Source organism: Sphingopyxis sp., from assembly GCF_035686825.1.
Lineage (GTDB): Bacteria > Pseudomonadota > Alphaproteobacteria > Sphingomonadales > Sphingomonadaceae > Sphingopyxis.
Window position 1 is genome coordinate 525822 of record NZ_DASRYZ010000007.1, and the last position, 15109, is coordinate 540930.

A 15109-nucleotide genomic window follows, 5' to 3' on the forward strand; every position below is an offset into this window, starting at 1 on the left:
TCCTTCCTGCGTCAGGGCTTTTTTCTTCGGGGGCGCCGCTCGTGCCGACGGCATGGCTTCGCAAAATCTCCGACCGTGCTTCGAAGGGCGGCGATGTCGGAATTTTCCGGCTCGCGCCTGCAATGCTCCAGCCTTTTCGAGGTTCTGGTTCCAGTATCCTATTCGCCGAACGGCCAGGTTTCGGGTACGCCGCGGTGATCTTCGGGGCCGAGCGGGATGACAGCGCGCGTTTCATCAAACCAGACGAAGGCATCGAACTGTTCGGGCAAGATGGCCTGGCTATAGTGGCTCTGGAGTTCGGTGTCGGGACGATAGATCACGCCGATGAAGCGTTCGAGCCGCGGTTCGGCGAGCCGCCGGCGCAGTGCTTCGTGGCGGCCCAGGGCGAGATCGAGAAGGAAGCGCGGCGTACCGCTGTCGTGGAACTGGCGCTCGTAACTGTCGGACCGCGACGGGTTGACGCGCTTCACCTCCATGTCGCCGTCCAGTCGGTCGCCGCCGCGACCGTTCCTTTGTGCGTGCCGAACCCGATCAGGGCCGCGTCGCGGCCGAAGGCTTCGCGGCAAAGCTGCCCGACATTGAGCTCGCCGCGGCTTATGCCCATGTCGGTGCTTCGCGCATCGCCGATGTGGCTGTTGTGCGCCCAGACGATCGCCTTGGCGTTCGGGCCCTTCGCGTCGAGCAAATTTTGCAATGTGTCGAACATATGCGTGTCGCGCAGGTTCCAGCTCTCGGCGCCGCCATAATACATGATCCGGTAATAGCGTTCGGCCGAAGCGATCAGGCGGGCATTCTGCGCCGCGTCGAGGAAGGCATCGTCATCGCCCCCCGCGTAGTCGAGCTGTTTGCGCAAGAGTTCGCCGAGCTGGTCGACGACCGCCTGCTCGCACTCGGCATAGCCCTTGCTGAGTGCTGCGCGGCCGTAGGTGGCGGGGTTGCTCTGCCACGGCGTCAGGCAACCATAGCGCTCGCGCGCGATCGACGCTGCTTCGGGATCGACCCGATCGAGATAGTCGAGGACAGCGCCGATCGAGCCTGACATATTATAGATGTCGAGGCCGTAGAAACCGGCGCGCTTTTCCATCTCTGCAATGTCTTGATTGTGATCGCGCATCCAGTCGATCAGCGCGGCGACGTCGGTGTTGCGCCACATCCAGGTCGGAAATCGCTGAAAGGGCTTGGCGGCATCGGCGCGATGCGGCCGGTGGCGAACGTAGCGATCGATCGCGGCAGCGTCGGGCCAGTCGGCCTCAACCGCAACGATGGTAAAGCCGTGCTTCTCGATGAAGTGCCGCGTGATCGCGGCGCGCCCCCGGTAGAATTCGCTCGTGCCGTGGCTCGCCTCGCCGAGCAGGACGACCCGGGCCCCGGCAAAGCGATCGAACATGGCGCCAAAGGCGGGATCGGCGAAATCGGGAAGCGCTTCGGCCGCGGCGGCGATCATCTCGGTGAGCGAATGTTGCGCGCCGCCGGGGACGTGATTGCTTGCAGTGCGGCGCCCGTCTTCGCGCCAGCCCTGTTCGCCGATCAGCGGCACGAAACGGACCGCGCCGAGATTTTCGGTTTCATATTCCTTTTCGCCCAGCCGCGTAATCTTGAGCAGTTTCTGTTCGGCGAGGTCGCCGACCGGAATGACGAGGCGGCCGCCGATCGCGAGTCGCTGCTTGAGCGGCTCGGGCAAGACAGGCGCGCCCGCGGCGACGAGAATCGCATCGAACGGCGCGTCTGCCGCCGAGCCCGCCGTACCGTCGCCAATCCGGATATCGATATTGTCATAGCCCAGCGCGGCGACACGTCCGCGCGCGAGTACCCCGAGCATCGCGTGCCGCTCTATCGCGACAACATCGCCTGCAAGCCTGCCGAGCACGGCGGCGGCATATCCCGAACCCGCACCGATCTCGAGAACGCGATCGCCGGGCTCGATCTCCGCCGCCTCTGCCATCGCCGCGACGATATAGGGCTGCGAGATCGTCTGCTCTTCCTCGATCGGGAGCGCGCTATCCTCATACGCGAACTCTTCGAGGCCCTCGCGCACGAAGCGCTCGCGCGGGATTTCCCGCATCGCTGCGAGAACGCGGCGATCACGGACTCCGCGAGCGGCGATCTGGACTTCGACCATATGGTCGCGACGCGCTCGGAAATCATCCTCATCCAGCATGGCGGCCACACTTTCGCGGCGGTCTAGCCTCGTGCCCGGCGTCGGCGCGTTTCCCAGCCTTTCTTCGCGGCGGCGGAACGTTTCTCGCTACTCTGGCTCGAACTGCTCTTGCGGCCGCCCTTGCGCGAGGACTCGTGCGTATCCTTCTTGCCGCGGCCCGAACCCGACTTGTTGCCGCCGCCCGATTCCTTGTTCACCGTCGCCCAGGCGCGGCTTTCGGCTTCCTTCTTGCCGACGCCGCGCTTCTCGTAACCTTCCTCGATATGCTCGGCCTTGCGCTTTTGCTTGTCGGTGTAACTCGACTTGTCGCCTCGGGGCATGATCCGTCTCCTCGATCCCCCTCGAATATGCGGCGGTCAGAAGGGGTAGGTTACGCCGTAATAGCCATAGACGCCGCGGCCATAGTCGCGGTCGAACGCGGGTTCCTCGTCGGCGCGATAGCGCGGCGCCTTTTCGAGAAGGCTCTTGTCGAGATTGACGACATAGCCGCCCTGGCTGGTCTCATAGGTAAGCACCTCCCACGGGAGCGGGTAATAGTCGCTGCCGAGGCCGAAGAGCCCGCCGAACTGGAGGACGGCATATTCGACACGGCCCGAGCGCTTGTCGACCATGAAATTGTAGATCGATCCGAGCTTCTCGCCGTTCTGGTTATAGACGGCGGTGCCTTCGACCTTGTTCGAGGCGATAAGGCGATTGGTCTCGTCGGTGGCGATATCGGTTGTCATGGAACATCTCCTTTGGTGGGGGATATCCTTGGCAACGCGCGGAGGGCGGCATCTATCCGACCGCTTTGCCTCGGTTCGTCGCAAATGCCCGATTGTCAGGCTCAGATCGGCGTCGTGGTCGCCTTCATGTCGGCGGGGATCAGTTCCTTCAGCCTGTCGATCGTGCTCGCGGCATCCTTGTGGTGAAGGAAGATACCGCCGGCGGCTTCCCAGAGATGAGCGTGCCTGAGCTGGTCGTCGACGAGAATGTCGCCTTGCTGTGCATGGTTGCGCTTGTCGACTGCCATCACGGTCAGGATCTGCGTTCCCGGGAAATGCTCTGCCGCCCAGCGAATCTTCTGCGCGGCGGCCCAGTTGCCGCGCGGCAGGCCGGTCAGGATGACCGGAACGAGGTGGCGCACGGCGGCGAACAGCTCCATCGCATCGGGCATGAGCGGTAGCGTGCCGTAAAAGTCGGGATGGCGCGCAATCTCGCGCCAGAAGGCGGCGATGCCGTGGCGCTTTTCGTAAGCGCGCGGCGCCATACCGAGAAGGTCGGTCGCGCCGCGGTCGAAATCGGCCAAAACGCCGTCGCAGTCGAGATAGAGTTGCATTCAGGGCTGCCAGTGCGCAGGTTCGAGCATGACCGCCACGGGCGGGTCGATCGGCTGCCAGCCGCGTTCGGCAATGACGTCGTTGCTCTCCTTGGCCTTGCGGCCTTCGGCGAGCGACCAGGTGAGGTGGAAATGGCTGCCGTCGCCGCGTTCGCTTCTGCCGCCGATCGCGACGACGAGCGCCTGGACGCCCGCACCGTCATCGGCCTCGCCGATCACCGCGCCGGCATGCTCGGCCGGAAGTTCGGTCCGGGCGTCGGTGCCGTAGCGAAGCGTCACATGATCGGCCACGACGTTCGGGTAGCGCGGCGGGAAGCGCATCAGGAGGGTCTCGCGCTCAGCCTCGGGAAGCCGCCAGCCGGCAATGCTGCGTCCCACGGCTCAGCTCCGCTCGCGCGCTGGATGCGCGCGCTCGCGGCGAATGCTGACGAGGATGCGAACAATGGCGCCCCAGAGCAGACCGACCGCAATGAGCAGCGGGGCCATGGCTTCGAGAAAGGGTAACAGCGACATTGGCGGTTCCTTGGATGACGTCGTTGATTAAATCCGGGAGACGGGAGAAGGATGCCCGCCGAACGGCAGCGTTGCGCCAAAGCCATTGGAATGGGGTAGCGCTGGCGGCACCGCCGCCGCTCGGCACCGGCATCAGTCGAGCTTCGGGCTCACCACTCCCGAGGTGTAGCGCAGATTATTCTGCACATGCTTGACGCCGGATACGGCATCGGCGCAATCTTCGGCGCGCCGCTTTGCGCGGCGATCCTCGACCGTGCCCGAAAGCGTGACCTCGCCCGCCTCGACCGCGACTTCGATCTCCGACGCGTCGATCCAGACATCCTCGGTGAGCCGATCGTTCACATCCTCGCGGATACGTTCGTCCGAGCGCGCATAATTTTTCGGCCCGCGGCCGCGATGGTCCTGCTCGCGGCGGCGCCGCGCATCGCAATCGCCGAACCACGACATCACCTCGTCGCCGGCACGGTCGAAAAAGCCGCGATCCTCGTCATCGCGGACATAGCGCGAGGTGTAGGACCGGCGTCCCCCGCCATAGGGGGAATAGCCGCCTGCGGGAGGATAGCCGAGTTCGGCGGGCCACCATCCACCTTGCTCGCGCGCGCCACGTGCCTCGCCGACTGCGCGCTCATAGCGTACGTCGCGCTCGCGCGGTCGCCAGTTCTCGCGCGGGTCATAGTTACCACGTTCCCCCTCGCTCCCGGCCCATCTCTTGCGCCGGGCGCCCTCGCGGTAACGCCGCGGGGCTTCACGCTGGCGCGAATCCTCCTCGATCGCAGTGTATGCGCGGGACGCGTCCTCGGCGCGCCCGCGGTCCCAGCCGCCCGAGCCGCTGCCATCGCCTGGATCGCTATTGTCGCTATAGTCCCAAAGCGGGGTGCGATCGCCATATCTGTCCATTTTCGGTCTCCTCGATGAGGGCCGGTGGACAGGCTGCCGGGGAAGGTCGACAGCCCCCCGGCCTGTAAAGGGGACGTTCGGGACGCACCGGAAGTTCCGGCGGCGTGTGAACGCTTCGCCGCAGCGGGCGTTCGGGACAGCATGCAACTCGCGGCGCCCGAACCCTATGTCCTCTGGCTGACCGGCGCCGGTGTGTTGATCGCGCTCGTCGCTTGGCTGCCGCTTGCGCTCCGCCGCCTGCCGCTTTCGCTTCCGATCATCTGCATCGCGCTCGGCGCGATCATCTTCTCGCTTCCCGGTGTGTCACTACGCCCCGACCCGCTCGAGCATCCCGATATTACCGAACGCGTGAGCGAGCTCGTCGTCATCATCGCGCTCATGGGGGCCGGTCTGAAACTCGACCGCGCCTTCGAATGGCGCCGCTGGATCGTGACCTGGCGGCTCCTTGCGATCGCAATGCCGCTGACGATCATCGCCATTACGGCGATCGGGGGCTGGTGGATCGGCCTGCCGTGGATCGCCGCTTTGCTCCTCGGCGCCTGCCTCGCACCGACCGATCCGGTGCTCGCCGCCGACGTCCAGGTCGGCCCGCCGAAGAGCGGCGAGGAGGATGAAGTACGCTTTGGCCTGACGTCGGAGGCGGGGCTCAACGATGGCCTTGCATTCCCCTTCGTCAATCTCGCGATTGCTCTCGCGCTCGCCGCTGCAACGGGCGAACCTTGGCTCGGCGACTGGCTGCTCCACGACATCGTGTGGGAAATCGGCGTCGGCACCGCCGGCGGCTGGCTGGTCGGGTGGCTTTTCGGTTGGCTGACCTATCGCACCGACGCCGAGACGCGCTTGTCGCACACGGGGGACGGGCTCATCGCGGTCGCCGCGACCTTGCTGTCCTACGGGCTTACCGAAGTTGCCAATGCCTATGGGTTTCTGGCGGTCTTCGTCACCGCGCTGACGCTCCGGCGAACGCATCGCGAGCACCAATTCAACATCGAGATGCACGACTTCACCGAGCAGGTCGAACGCATCGGCATGATGCTCGTGCTCCTCCTGTTCGGCGGCGCGCTCGCGGGCGGACTGCTCGCGCCGCTCGGCTGGATCGATGTTGTCGCAGCAGCCGCGATCATCTTTGCCGTCCGGCCAGTGGCGGGACTGATCAGCCTTGCGGGGTGGAAGGCGCCGCTCGAGGAGAAGATGACGCTCGCCTTCTTTGGTATCCGCGGCGTCGGTTCCTTCTATTATCTCGCTTATGCGCTCAATCACGCGCCGATCGATGGCGGCGACTATCTCTGGGCCTTCGTCGGCCTCGTCGCGCTGATGTCGATCCTGCTCCACGGATTGACGGTTACGCCGGTCATGCGGCTGCTCGACAAGAGTCAGGGGCGCGATCCTGACGCGCCCGTCGATCCCACACCGAAAGCTGGCGAAAATCAGAAGGCCATCGAACGTGACTGCCGGCATCGTTGAAGGCAGAGGGATCAGTCGATGGAGAAGGCCGCTTTCGCGCTGACCAAATGCGGCCGGCCCGCAACCGGCCAAACAACGGATGATTCTTGAATAGCTGCTCGCATACGAGTCCGTGAATGTCGGCTAAGCGCCTCGACGACGTTCAGATTGACCCGATTTATGGGCGAACCGGATGCAATTGATGGCCTTACTCACCCCTATCTTCGGTGCTCGCGGCGTGCGGTGAGCCAGCCGCCAGCGGGCGCTCATCTACCAAAGCGGATCTGTATTGTGGTTCGATTAATCGGCGCTAAGCGATCATAATGTGGGGGAAAGTGTGGGGGTAAGAATTTTTAACTAAGCTCTAAGCTATGATAATTATTAAGTAATATATTGAGTTCGATACAAGCCCTGCCACCAAGGGGTCGTCCCCAAGCATCCGTGAATATCCAGAGACTGGCGCGAGCATATTGTGCTTTTGACCGATCATGCTTGTCGGATCGCCGAGCGCTGAATGGGGCTCCGCTGCGTCGGTACCAACCTGCTGTTCTTTGTGGTAATCGCCCGCGCGATCCCATGTCCGATATGACGGCTTGTGGAGGTGCTGAGAGATATGGGTTAGACCGATACGGCTCACGGCGTTCGATCGGCTTTTCTGGATTGGGCAAGCGAGACGACCGACTTTCCGGACCGGGTTGTCGAGGCTGCGCTCGCGCATGCTGGGCAGCTCGAAATTTCGTGCTGAAGATGAGCTGGACCCGATAAGCTCACCGCATGTGCTGCCGGGCAAATGTGAAGGGGGGAAACTCGGCGCCGTCGGATTCTTGTTCGGGGACACATCAATTTTTCGGACGGAGGTTTATCATGTCGGCATGGTCGGCCTAGAACGTCCGGGCCCAACATATACTGCGGGGATATAGTTCGAGATGCATAAGGGACAGCGAGACACTTTTGCTGCGCGGGGTGGGTCTTGATCGGTATGCAATCGAGCCGTCAGCTTGAATCGCTTTCCCGCAGCGCGACAATTTCCGCACAGGAAACAGGCGTCTTCGCCGAAAGGATTGCGGCGGGATGACGACCCGCAAAAAAGGTTTCCCCCGCGCGTGCGCGGCGCTGCTCGTTCTTCTCGCCGCCGTGCCGATGTTGATCGTTACAGTGCCCGGCGCATCGGATTATCCCAATCATCTCGCGCGTCACCATATCTTCGCGACGATCGGGCAGGGAACGGCACTCGACCGATATTTTATCGTCGACTGGCGCTGGGTCGGCAACCTTGGCGTCGACCTTCCGGTCCTGGCGCTTTCGTCCTGGCTTGGGGTGGAGTCCGCCACGCGCATCGTGAGCGCGCTGATCGCTCCGCTGACCGTCGCCGGCATCCTCTCGCTGTCCCGTTTCGCGCACGGCCGTGTGACGGGGGGCGCGATGCTCGCGCTGCCATTCGCTTTCGCGCAGCCCTTTTTGTTCGGTTTCCTCAACTATTGCCTGTCGGTGGCGCTGGCGCTGCTCGTCGCGGCGGCGTGGCATGCCAACCGGCGGGCGAGCCTCTATACGTCGCTTGCCTTCGGTCTCGGCGCCGTCGCGGTATGGACCGCCCATATCATGGGGTGGGCGATCCTGCTCCTCCTTGTCGCCGGCGCAGAGTTGGCGATGGTGCGAAGCTGGCGCGATCTGGTGCATCGCGCCTTGCGCGCTGCACCGTTGATTTTGCCGCTCGTTCCGCTCCTGGTCTGGCGCGCCGAAGGCGACGGCCGCTTGTTCTGGTATGCGCCTCACCTCCTGCAGGCGAAGGCCATGAATTTCGTCACGGCGCTCAAAGGCCTGTCGATGCCATTCGACCTCGCGATAACGGCGAGCATCTGCCTCGGCGCGGTCCTTGCGTTCCTGTGGGCGAGCGGGCGCCGGCTGGAGCCTCGTCTCGCCGCGGGCGGCGGATTGCTGCTGTTCGCGACGCTCTTGTTGCCGACGACGGTTTTGGGAAGCTGGGGTGCGGACCTGCGCCTGGCCCCGGTGGCGATGATGGTGATGGTTATGGCGATCCGCCCCGCTGAAAGGCCCGAACGCGAACGGCTGATGATCATGCTGGGCGCGAGCCTGTTCGTACTGCGCGCCGGATGGACATCCGCGCACTGGTGGCAGGCCGACCGCGCGCTGCAAAAGAGGCTGGTCTTGCTCGACGAGGTGCCACGAGGGAGCCGGCTTGGATTCCTGTCGGCGGAAGCAGCGTGCGACAACTGGACATTGACCCCGAACCGCAAGCTCGGCGCCTATGCGATCACGCGGCGCGACGCTTTCAGCAATACGCTGTTCCAGATCCCCGGGTCGGACGTGATGACGATCCGGCAATCGTCGGATCGCGCCCGCTGGTTCGACGGCTCGCAGGACATTCCGGCCCGCTGCCCCGAAGGCGCGCCGGACCGAAATGTCCTCGGCGAGCGAATGAGAAGCATGGCACAGGCGGATTTCAACGCATTGTGGATCGCGGGGCTCGATGCCAAGAGCGTTCCCCGCTTGCCGGGCTATGCGATAGCCTACAGCCGCGGGATCGATACGCTGTTGATCAAACAGGCATCCGTACTCCCCTGAGTCTCGGCTCGATTCCGCGCCCTCAGTCGGCGATCAGCTGGACGGCCGCCGGTCCGTAGAGGGCGCCCAGGAAAATGCAGGCCGTCACGGCGCCGACGAAGAGGCTCCGTCCGTCCTTTATCGCGAAAGCCACCGGGTCGCCCTCGACCTCGCCGCGCCGCGCCATCATCCAGATGCGGTTGAGCCAGTAGATCAGCGGCAGGCAGAGCAGCCACAGCATTTCGGGCAGCGCATAATGTTCGGCGGTTTCCGGATCGTGCGCAAACAGGGCGAGCACGAGGATCGCAACCATTCCGGCCGAGATCCCGGACATCATCACCACGTCAAGGTCGCCGCCGACATAGCCGCGCCCGCTCAGCAGGCGTTCCGGTTCGATCGCGTCGCGCATCTCGACATAGCGTTTCAGATAGGCGAGGCTCAGGAACAGGAAAACCGAGAAGAGCAGCAGCCAGAAGCTGAGTGCCACGCCGATCGCGATCGCGCCGATCCAGATACGGATCGTGTAGAGCGAGGCGAGGACGATGGCGTCGCCGACCATCACCGCTTTCAGCCGGAACGAATAGGCGGTCGTGATCGCCATATAGGCCAGAAGCCAGAAGGTCAGTTCCGGGCCGCCCAACAGCCATCCCCCGGCAAGACCCACGGCCGCGAGAAGCAGGGACAGGCCGAGAGCGGCGGGGATCGGGAGATCGCCATAGGCAAGCGGCCGTTTCCATTTGGTCCGATGCGCGCGATCGGAGTCGATATCGAGCAGGTCGTTCAGCAAATAGATCGACGAGGCGATCAGCGACATGAGCAAAGCGGCGGCCACCGCCGTGAGCAATACGGCGGGTTTCGTGAATTCGCCCGACGTCAGCGCGGGAACGATCACCAGCGCGTTTTTGGCCCATTGATGGGGCCGCATGGCCTTGATAATGGCCCGGGCAGGGCTGGGACGCAGGTCGCCGAGACGTTCGACCGCCGATCGCGGCGGGACGTGGCCGACGGACCAGCCGCGCCGCGCTTCGCGCCACAGGCAGCTGTCGGCGCGGCTGTCGCCCACATAGTCGAAAGGCGTATCGGAACCGATACGTGCACGGATGGCGGCGAGCTTGGCGGCGCCTTTCAGATTGGAGCGGCCGCGCGTTGCGATGACTGGATCCGAAAGCGCCAGATGATCGGCGATGCGGCGGATGTGCCGCCAATGGCTTGCGCTCGCGAGGATCACGGGACGGCCTTCGGCCCTGGCCTGCTCGATGAGATGGAGCACCTCTTGCCGATAAGGCAGTCGCGCGGCGTCGATGCGGTCGCGCCGCGCCGCCATCGTCTTGGCGACGGCGCGGCCCGCGATCAGCCATGCCAGCACCGCGATCAGCGCGGCTATGCCCGATCGCCCGATCCGCACGAAGCTTTCGAGCGAGATATCCGCGCGCGTCAGCGTCCCGTCGACATCGACGAACAGCGGGACGGCCTCGTTGGCGCGGCCGGGCGCGCGGTCAGGTTGTTCATGCAGCATCGCGTAACACCCTTTGCGCCGCGAACCGCTCGATCCAGGCGGCGACCGGGACGGCTGCCATGACGATCAGCAGCGGAATCGCCGGATCGCGGTAACGGGTGATGATATAGGCGGCGGCGTGGATCAGCCAGAAGCCGGCGATCATGGCGGCAAAAATCCATTTGCCGTCGCTTGCGATCTGCCGCGAACGAAAGGCGAGCAGCCCGATCAGCAGGATCAGCCCATATTGCGCAACCTCGAAGAGCCGGATCGAGGCGATGGCCTTCGACGCCGCGAAGTCGTTCGCGTCGGGAAGATTGGGTTGCCAGAAATAGGCGAGTTTGAACGCGGCCAGCTCCGCCGCCCTGCCGGGATTTGCTTGGATCCAGTCGAGCGCTTCGGCTTGCAGGCGGTCGGCATTGCCGACCTCGCCAAGGCGCAGGCGCGTGGCGTCCCAATCCTTCGCCAGCGGCGTGTCGGCGATGCTCACGAACTTGCCTGTCGCGGCGGGGTTGTTGCCGAGATACAGGTTGAACGCGGCGTTGGTGGTGAGGACCGGGCGGCCGACCATCTGGTTGGTCGCGTAGAGCCACGGCGCCAGCATCAGCGTGGCGCCGACGATGAAGCACAGCCCCGCGGAAAAGGCCGGCGCAAAGCTGCCCCGCGCGCGCCAGAGCATCAGCAGCGCGGCGGCGACGCCGAAGCAGAGCAACAGTGCCGAACCGCCCGTGACCAGCGCCGCGCCCCATAACAGGCCGGCGACCAGCGCGGTGCCCGCCGGGCGTTCGCCGCGCGCGATCCCGATCGCGCACAGGGCAATGCCAAGCAGCAAGGGAGTCGAGAGATTTTCCTTTGCCAGCATCGTCGCGTTCCAGAGGCCGGGGAACCACAGGGCATAGACGGCGGCGGCGATCAGGCCCGCGCCGCGATGTCCGGACAGCGCGATCGTGAGCCTGTAGATCAACCCGATGCTGGCCGCGCATAAAAGCAGATTGACCGCTATCGCCGCGCCAACCGAACTGCCCAACGCCTTGAAAAAGGGAGCCAGCAGCAAGGGGTAGCCGGCGCTGTAGAAAGCCTTTTGGCCGTACATATCCGCGAGCTCGCCACGTTCGGCGAGGCCTTGGGCCATCGTGAAATAGGCGAGCGGATCGCTATCGAGCGGATGCTGCAGGACCCACGCGCCCGCCACTCTCAGAACCACGGCGACGAGGACGATCACGGCGAGCAGGGCCGAGCAGGCTCGCGGTGACAGCTCCAGTGTCGCGGGCTGAAAACTTGGGGCCGGTGGAGTCACGGGATTACGCCGAGCGCGCGACCAGCACGCAGCCGATGGCGATCAGCAGGGTTCCAGCAACGCGGGCGACGCTGATGCTTTCGTTCAGCCAGAAGGCGCCCGCGAGCATCGTCAGGATGAAGCCGATCCCGACGAAGGGATAGGCGAGCGACAGCGGGGCGCGGCCGAGGACGAAAAGCCAGAGCAGCGCTCCGATGCCATAGAGACCGAGGCCCAGGATGATCATCGGCGATTGGGCGAGGCCGCCTATTTCTCCGCCGATTCCCGTCGATCGGCCGCCGGCCGCGGCGGTGGTGCCGATCTTGAGGGCCAGCTGCGCAAGTGCGGAGAGGCTTACGCTTGCGAGGATCAGAAGGAGCAGGCGCACTGTCATGGACAATCTTTCGGTCTGTCAGCGGTTTGCCACTAGTCGCGGCGATTCAAGATAAGGTTAATGTTGAGGCAAATGTCGAGCCAATTCCTTTGGAACAGGCCGCATCGCAGCCTTTCCGGTCTGGGCTTGAGCGTTGTCGCGGATGTCGGCGCGCGGCGGCTGAACGACGCTTGCCGGATCGATCGTGACCCACTGCGGCTTACGATTGAGCCGCGCATTGAACAGCTTGTTGAAGCTCACGGGATCGTGCGAAGCTTCGTTCAGCGCCCGTCCGTAGCGCTTTTCAATGGCGCTCGGATCATAACCCATCAGTTCCAGCAGAGTGGGGAAAATCATATAGTGGCTCGACCGGTTACGGTTATGCGCGACATCCCGGTCCCAATCCGCGTTTGAACCCCGGTTACCGTCGAGCACCACCAGAGGAACGACGCCTTCTTCGTGGGCGGGGTCGACGCTGCAATGGGTGGAAAGTCCGGGATTTCCCCGCTCATGCAGATTCTGGCCATGGTCGGACGTGTAGATCATCGTCGCATGCGAGAGATCGGCCTCATCGCGAAGCGTTTCGAAGAACGCCCCCACATTCCACAGCAACGTATTGCGATAAGAATTGCGGTAGCGGACCCAATCCTCCGCTCCGCCGGCGAAGCCCGCGCGGCTGCCGGTATCGGAAATATTCCGGTATCGCCCGCGCGGCAGAACCGGATGATAGCGCAGATAGGCCTCCGGAAACTTGTCATGCACGGGGAAATGAGCACCGACCTTGTTCACGAAAATGAATTTCGGGCGGCGATCAGCAAGTTCACGGATGAGTTCCCTCGCCGCCGCCTGGTCGCGCTGTTCCACGGGCACGTCGTCGAATTGCACGAAGTGGTCGATCAGCGCACGCTCTTCATCGGTCATCATGTTTTGCAGCGCGCCGCCGGTTCGCTGGCTGTCGATATACACGGTGCGCAGTCCAGCCTTGCGGGCATAGGCCCAGATCGACGGCTGCGTGCCGTTGATCCGCTGATAGTCGTTGCGCGTGCCGCCATAGCGAAGAGTGACATTGCTGCCGACGCTGCAATTGGTGACCGACGCGGCGAGACCGTAGTTATAGATGCGGGCGAAAGGCCAGATGCCCGAGAGGGGGGTGGGCACGCCAGCCGGCGAATTGATGTCCAGATATTGGCCAGCGACGCTTTCGTCGACAATGAGGACGATATTCCGGCTGAGCGGCCGGCGGGCTTGCCGAAGGCGAACGGACTGGCGCTTGCCAATGTTGCCCGTTGCCTTCTCATATCCGGCTAGCGTCAGATAAGCGATCGGCGTGAAGCTCGGCGGCTGTCCGCGCGCACCATCGCCGCCGCGAAGGAAAAGCAGTCCCGTCAGTGCGAACATGGCCAGCCAAGGCGTCCCGGCGACCAGCCATCGCGGCAGCGGAAGGTGTCGCCGCGGGGCCATTCCGATGGCCGCTAGCAGGAGCAGGGCGGGGGGTGCCGCCTCTACAAACGCGGTCTGATTCTGCGCCAGGGCATCGTCGATGAACGCCGCCGAGTTCATCATGTTGATGAAGGCGTCGTAGGTCATGAATTCGGTCGTAACGCGCTCGAACACGATCATGTAATAGGCCGCCCCGGCCAGCAGGACCGCGGTCGTCCAGCGCAAAATTGCCGGCGGAGAGTAGGCGGCCCCAAGGAGTCCGCCCCACAATATGATGAGGAGAACCAGATAGCCTGTGTGGGGAACAGCGCCTACGAGATCGGCGGAGCGATTGAAGACGGCAGGCAGCGCCGAAAGAAAACAAAGTGCCAGCAATACCTCTTTAAAGTAAGGCCGCACATCGGAATATCGTATCATATCGCCCCCGGAACCTGTCCTATAGCTATTCCTTCCCCCCTAAGAGGATGTTAAATCGAAGTTGTTGTCGGCTCGTCTGGCCAATCGACTGCCCCCGAACCGGGTTTGACCGAAAGGGCCTGTTGGAGATGCACGTAGCGGATCTTGCCGTCAGGGTCCGGCGCAGCGGCCTGTGTCGTTTCCATGTCAGCCGGTAAGCAGTCGATCACATCGTTGGGACTTGTCGCGAATATCCGCTTGCCAAGGGGAGAAGCGCATCGGTGGCAAACTGCTCGGCGATTTCGGCGAGCGCCGAAATAGCAAGGGTTGCGGGATCGCGCGTTGACGGGATGAGGCCCACCGGCGATCGCAGCGACCCGATGGCTTCGGCCGCCACGTCGGCGGCTTCGAGCATGATCTTTCGATCGGCGTGCGTCCGGCGGCTGCCAAGCGCGCCGACGTAGAAGCGCGACTGTTCCAAGGCCCAGGGTATCAACTCTTCTTCCCAGTCCCGGTCGTGGAAAAGGAAAAGAAATGCGGTCCAGGGGTCGGAGGCGATGCCGGGGCGCCAGCTTCGATAGGGAAGAAGCTCCGCGTCGACCCCGGCCGCGCGAAGCGCCGCGATGTCGCGCGCGTAGGGCGAGAAGGCGGCGGTGGTGGCACCCGACGCCGCGGCCAGCGCTGCCGCAGCCGTCAACTCTTCGCCCTGGCCGAACGCCAGGATGCGAAGCTGCGGCACATAGGTGACGACGAAGTTGTCGCCCCGCCAGCCGGTCGGCGCAAGCGCGTCGGTGAGGCTGAGTCCCGTCGGCGCAAGCGCAAGCGCGGCTGGTTTCCGCCTGTCGAGGAGCGCGATCGCGGCTTCGATCGCCGCGCGATCGGGCCGCGGGGTAAACAAGAGGTCGATACCCCCGCCGCACGGCAGCCGGATGTCGAGATAGGGCGAGCCGAGGCCGAACCGCACGAGGCGCGGGACACCCGCTGCGAGAGCGTCGAGGGCTTCGGCGACGACGGCAGCCTCGATGCAGCCGCTCGAGAGCGAGCCGGCATAATCGCCGTTCGCCGCGATGGCCATCTGCGCGCCGAGGGCGCGCGGGGACGTCCCCTCGATGCCGGTAAGCGTCACGAGGACGCAGGCGTCGCCGGACTCGCTCCCACGGCGCAGAAAGTGCAATATGTCGAGCGAAGACGTTGCCAAGCCGGTCATTACGATCGACCTGCCGAATTGCCTGGCCGCC

The 15109-nt window shown here is 64.2% G+C and carries 13 protein-coding genes and 1 pseudogene; 2 read left to right on the forward strand and 12 right to left on the reverse strand.

Annotated elements, in window-relative coordinates; translation table 11 throughout:
• Window positions 1-158: 158 nt before the first annotated feature.
• The 7 genes and pseudogenes from VFG17_RS20425 to VFG17_RS21630 form a co-directional block, all read right to left on the reverse strand.
• Window positions 159-2158: pseudogene (locus tag VFG17_RS20425) on the reverse strand (protein-L-isoaspartate(D-aspartate) O-methyltransferase).
• Window positions 2159-2181: 23 nt separating this feature from the next.
• On the reverse strand, window positions 2182-2478 hold the full coding sequence (locus tag VFG17_RS20430; RefSeq protein ID WP_325031206.1) for a plasmid stabilization protein: 297 nt from the start codon (window positions 2476-2478) through the stop codon (window positions 2182-2184).
• A 36-nt stretch (window positions 2479-2514) separates the two neighbouring features.
• A complete protein-coding gene (locus VFG17_RS20435) occupies window positions 2515-2883 on the reverse strand; it encodes a PRC-barrel domain-containing protein (RefSeq protein WP_325031207.1) in 369 nt (122 codons plus the stop codon).
• Window positions 2884-2984: 101 nt separating this feature from the next.
• On the reverse strand, window positions 2985-3476 hold the full coding sequence (locus tag VFG17_RS20440; protein WP_325031208.1) for a 5' nucleotidase, NT5C type: 492 nt from the start codon (window positions 3474-3476) through the stop codon (window positions 2985-2987).
• Window positions 3477-3854 carry a hypothetical protein gene (locus VFG17_RS20445; protein WP_325031209.1) on the reverse strand — a complete coding sequence of 126 codons (378 nt, stop codon included), beginning with the start codon at window positions 3852-3854 and terminating at the stop codon, window positions 3477-3479.
• 3 nt (window positions 3855-3857) lie between these two features.
• Window positions 3858-3989 (reverse strand): hypothetical protein, encoded by a 132-nt coding sequence (locus tag VFG17_RS20450; protein ID WP_325031210.1) that lies wholly within the window; start codon window positions 3987-3989, stop codon window positions 3858-3860.
• 132 nt (window positions 3990-4121) lie between these two features.
• Window positions 4122-4886: a BON domain-containing protein gene (locus VFG17_RS21630; protein WP_414712976.1), complete on the reverse strand. Its 765-nt coding sequence runs from the start codon at window positions 4884-4886 to the stop codon at window positions 4122-4124.
• A gap of 141 nt (window positions 4887-5027) precedes the next feature.
• Between VFG17_RS21630 and VFG17_RS20460 the strand changes: the two genes are divergently transcribed.
• Window positions 5028-6350 carry a cation:proton antiporter gene (locus tag VFG17_RS20460; protein ID WP_325031211.1) on the forward strand — a complete coding sequence of 441 codons (1323 nt, stop codon included), beginning with the start codon at window positions 5028-5030 and terminating at the stop codon, window positions 6348-6350.
• A gap of 1050 nt (window positions 6351-7400) precedes the next feature.
• Window positions 7401-8912 carry a hypothetical protein gene (locus tag VFG17_RS20465; RefSeq protein WP_325031212.1) on the forward strand — a complete coding sequence of 504 codons (1512 nt, stop codon included), beginning with the start codon at window positions 7401-7403 and terminating at the stop codon, window positions 8910-8912.
• A gap of 22 nt (window positions 8913-8934) precedes the next feature.
• On the opposite strand, the gene VFG17_RS20470 is transcribed toward VFG17_RS20465, so the two are convergent.
• The 5 genes from VFG17_RS20470 to VFG17_RS20490 form a co-directional block, all read right to left on the reverse strand.
• Window positions 8935-10407 (reverse strand): UbiA family prenyltransferase, encoded by a 1473-nt coding sequence (locus VFG17_RS20470; protein WP_325031213.1) that lies wholly within the window; start codon window positions 10405-10407, stop codon window positions 8935-8937.
• The gene (locus VFG17_RS20475) at window positions 10397-11683 is read right to left on the reverse strand and encodes a hypothetical protein (protein WP_325031214.1); all 1287 of its coding nucleotides are present in this window, start codon (window positions 11681-11683) and stop codon (window positions 10397-10399) included. Before VFG17_RS20475 ends, VFG17_RS20470 begins: the two co-directional genes overlap by 11 nt.
• A 4-nt stretch (window positions 11684-11687) precedes the next feature.
• The gene (locus VFG17_RS20480; protein WP_325031215.1) at window positions 11688-12056 is read right to left on the reverse strand and encodes a hypothetical protein; all 369 of its coding nucleotides are present in this window, start codon (window positions 12054-12056) and stop codon (window positions 11688-11690) included.
• Window positions 12057-12113: 57 nt separating this feature from the next.
• A complete protein-coding gene (locus VFG17_RS20485; protein ID WP_325031216.1) occupies window positions 12114-13892 on the reverse strand; it encodes a sulfatase-like hydrolase/transferase in 1779 nt (592 codons plus the stop codon).
• Window positions 13893-14097: 205 nt separating this feature from the next.
• Window positions 14098-15078 (reverse strand): XdhC family protein, encoded by a 981-nt coding sequence (locus VFG17_RS20490; protein WP_325031217.1) that lies wholly within the window; start codon window positions 15076-15078, stop codon window positions 14098-14100.
• Between the last annotated feature and the right edge of the window lie 31 nt (window positions 15079-15109).

Excerpts from the sequence above, each read along its gene's own strand:
- VFG17_RS20430 (WP_325031206.1), bottom strand. The coding sequence starts at position 2,478 with ATGCCCCGAGGCGACAAGTCGAGTTACACCGACAAGCAAAAGCGCAAG.
- VFG17_RS20435 (WP_325031207.1), bottom strand. The coding sequence starts at position 2,883 with ATGACAACCGATATCGCCACCGACGAGACCAATCGCCTTATCGCCTCG.
- VFG17_RS20440 (WP_325031208.1), bottom strand. The coding sequence starts at position 3,476 with ATGCAACTCTATCTCGACTGCGACGGCGTTTTGGCCGATTTCGACCGC.
- VFG17_RS20450 (WP_325031210.1), bottom strand. The coding sequence starts at position 3,989 with ATGTCGCTGTTACCCTTTCTCGAAGCCATGGCCCCGCTGCTCATTGCG.
- VFG17_RS21630 (WP_414712976.1), bottom strand. The coding sequence starts at position 4,886 with ATGGACAGATATGGCGATCGCACCCCGCTTTGGGACTATAGCGACAAT.
- VFG17_RS20460 (WP_325031211.1), top strand. The coding sequence starts at position 5,028 with ATGCAACTCGCGGCGCCCGAACCCTATGTCCTCTGGCTGACCGGCGCC.
- VFG17_RS20465 (WP_325031212.1), top strand. The coding sequence starts at position 7,401 with ATGACGACCCGCAAAAAAGGTTTCCCCCGCGCGTGCGCGGCGCTGCTC.
- VFG17_RS20470 (WP_325031213.1), bottom strand. The coding sequence starts at position 10,407 with ATGCTGCATGAACAACCTGACCGCGCGCCCGGCCGCGCCAACGAGGCC.
- VFG17_RS20480 (WP_325031215.1), bottom strand. The coding sequence starts at position 12,056 with ATGACAGTGCGCCTGCTCCTTCTGATCCTCGCAAGCGTAAGCCTCTCC.
- VFG17_RS20485 (WP_325031216.1), bottom strand. The coding sequence starts at position 13,892 with ATGATACGATATTCCGATGTGCGGCCTTACTTTAAAGAGGTATTGCTG.
- VFG17_RS20490 (WP_325031217.1), bottom strand. The coding sequence starts at position 15,078 with ATGACCGGCTTGGCAACGTCTTCGCTCGACATATTGCACTTTCTGCGC.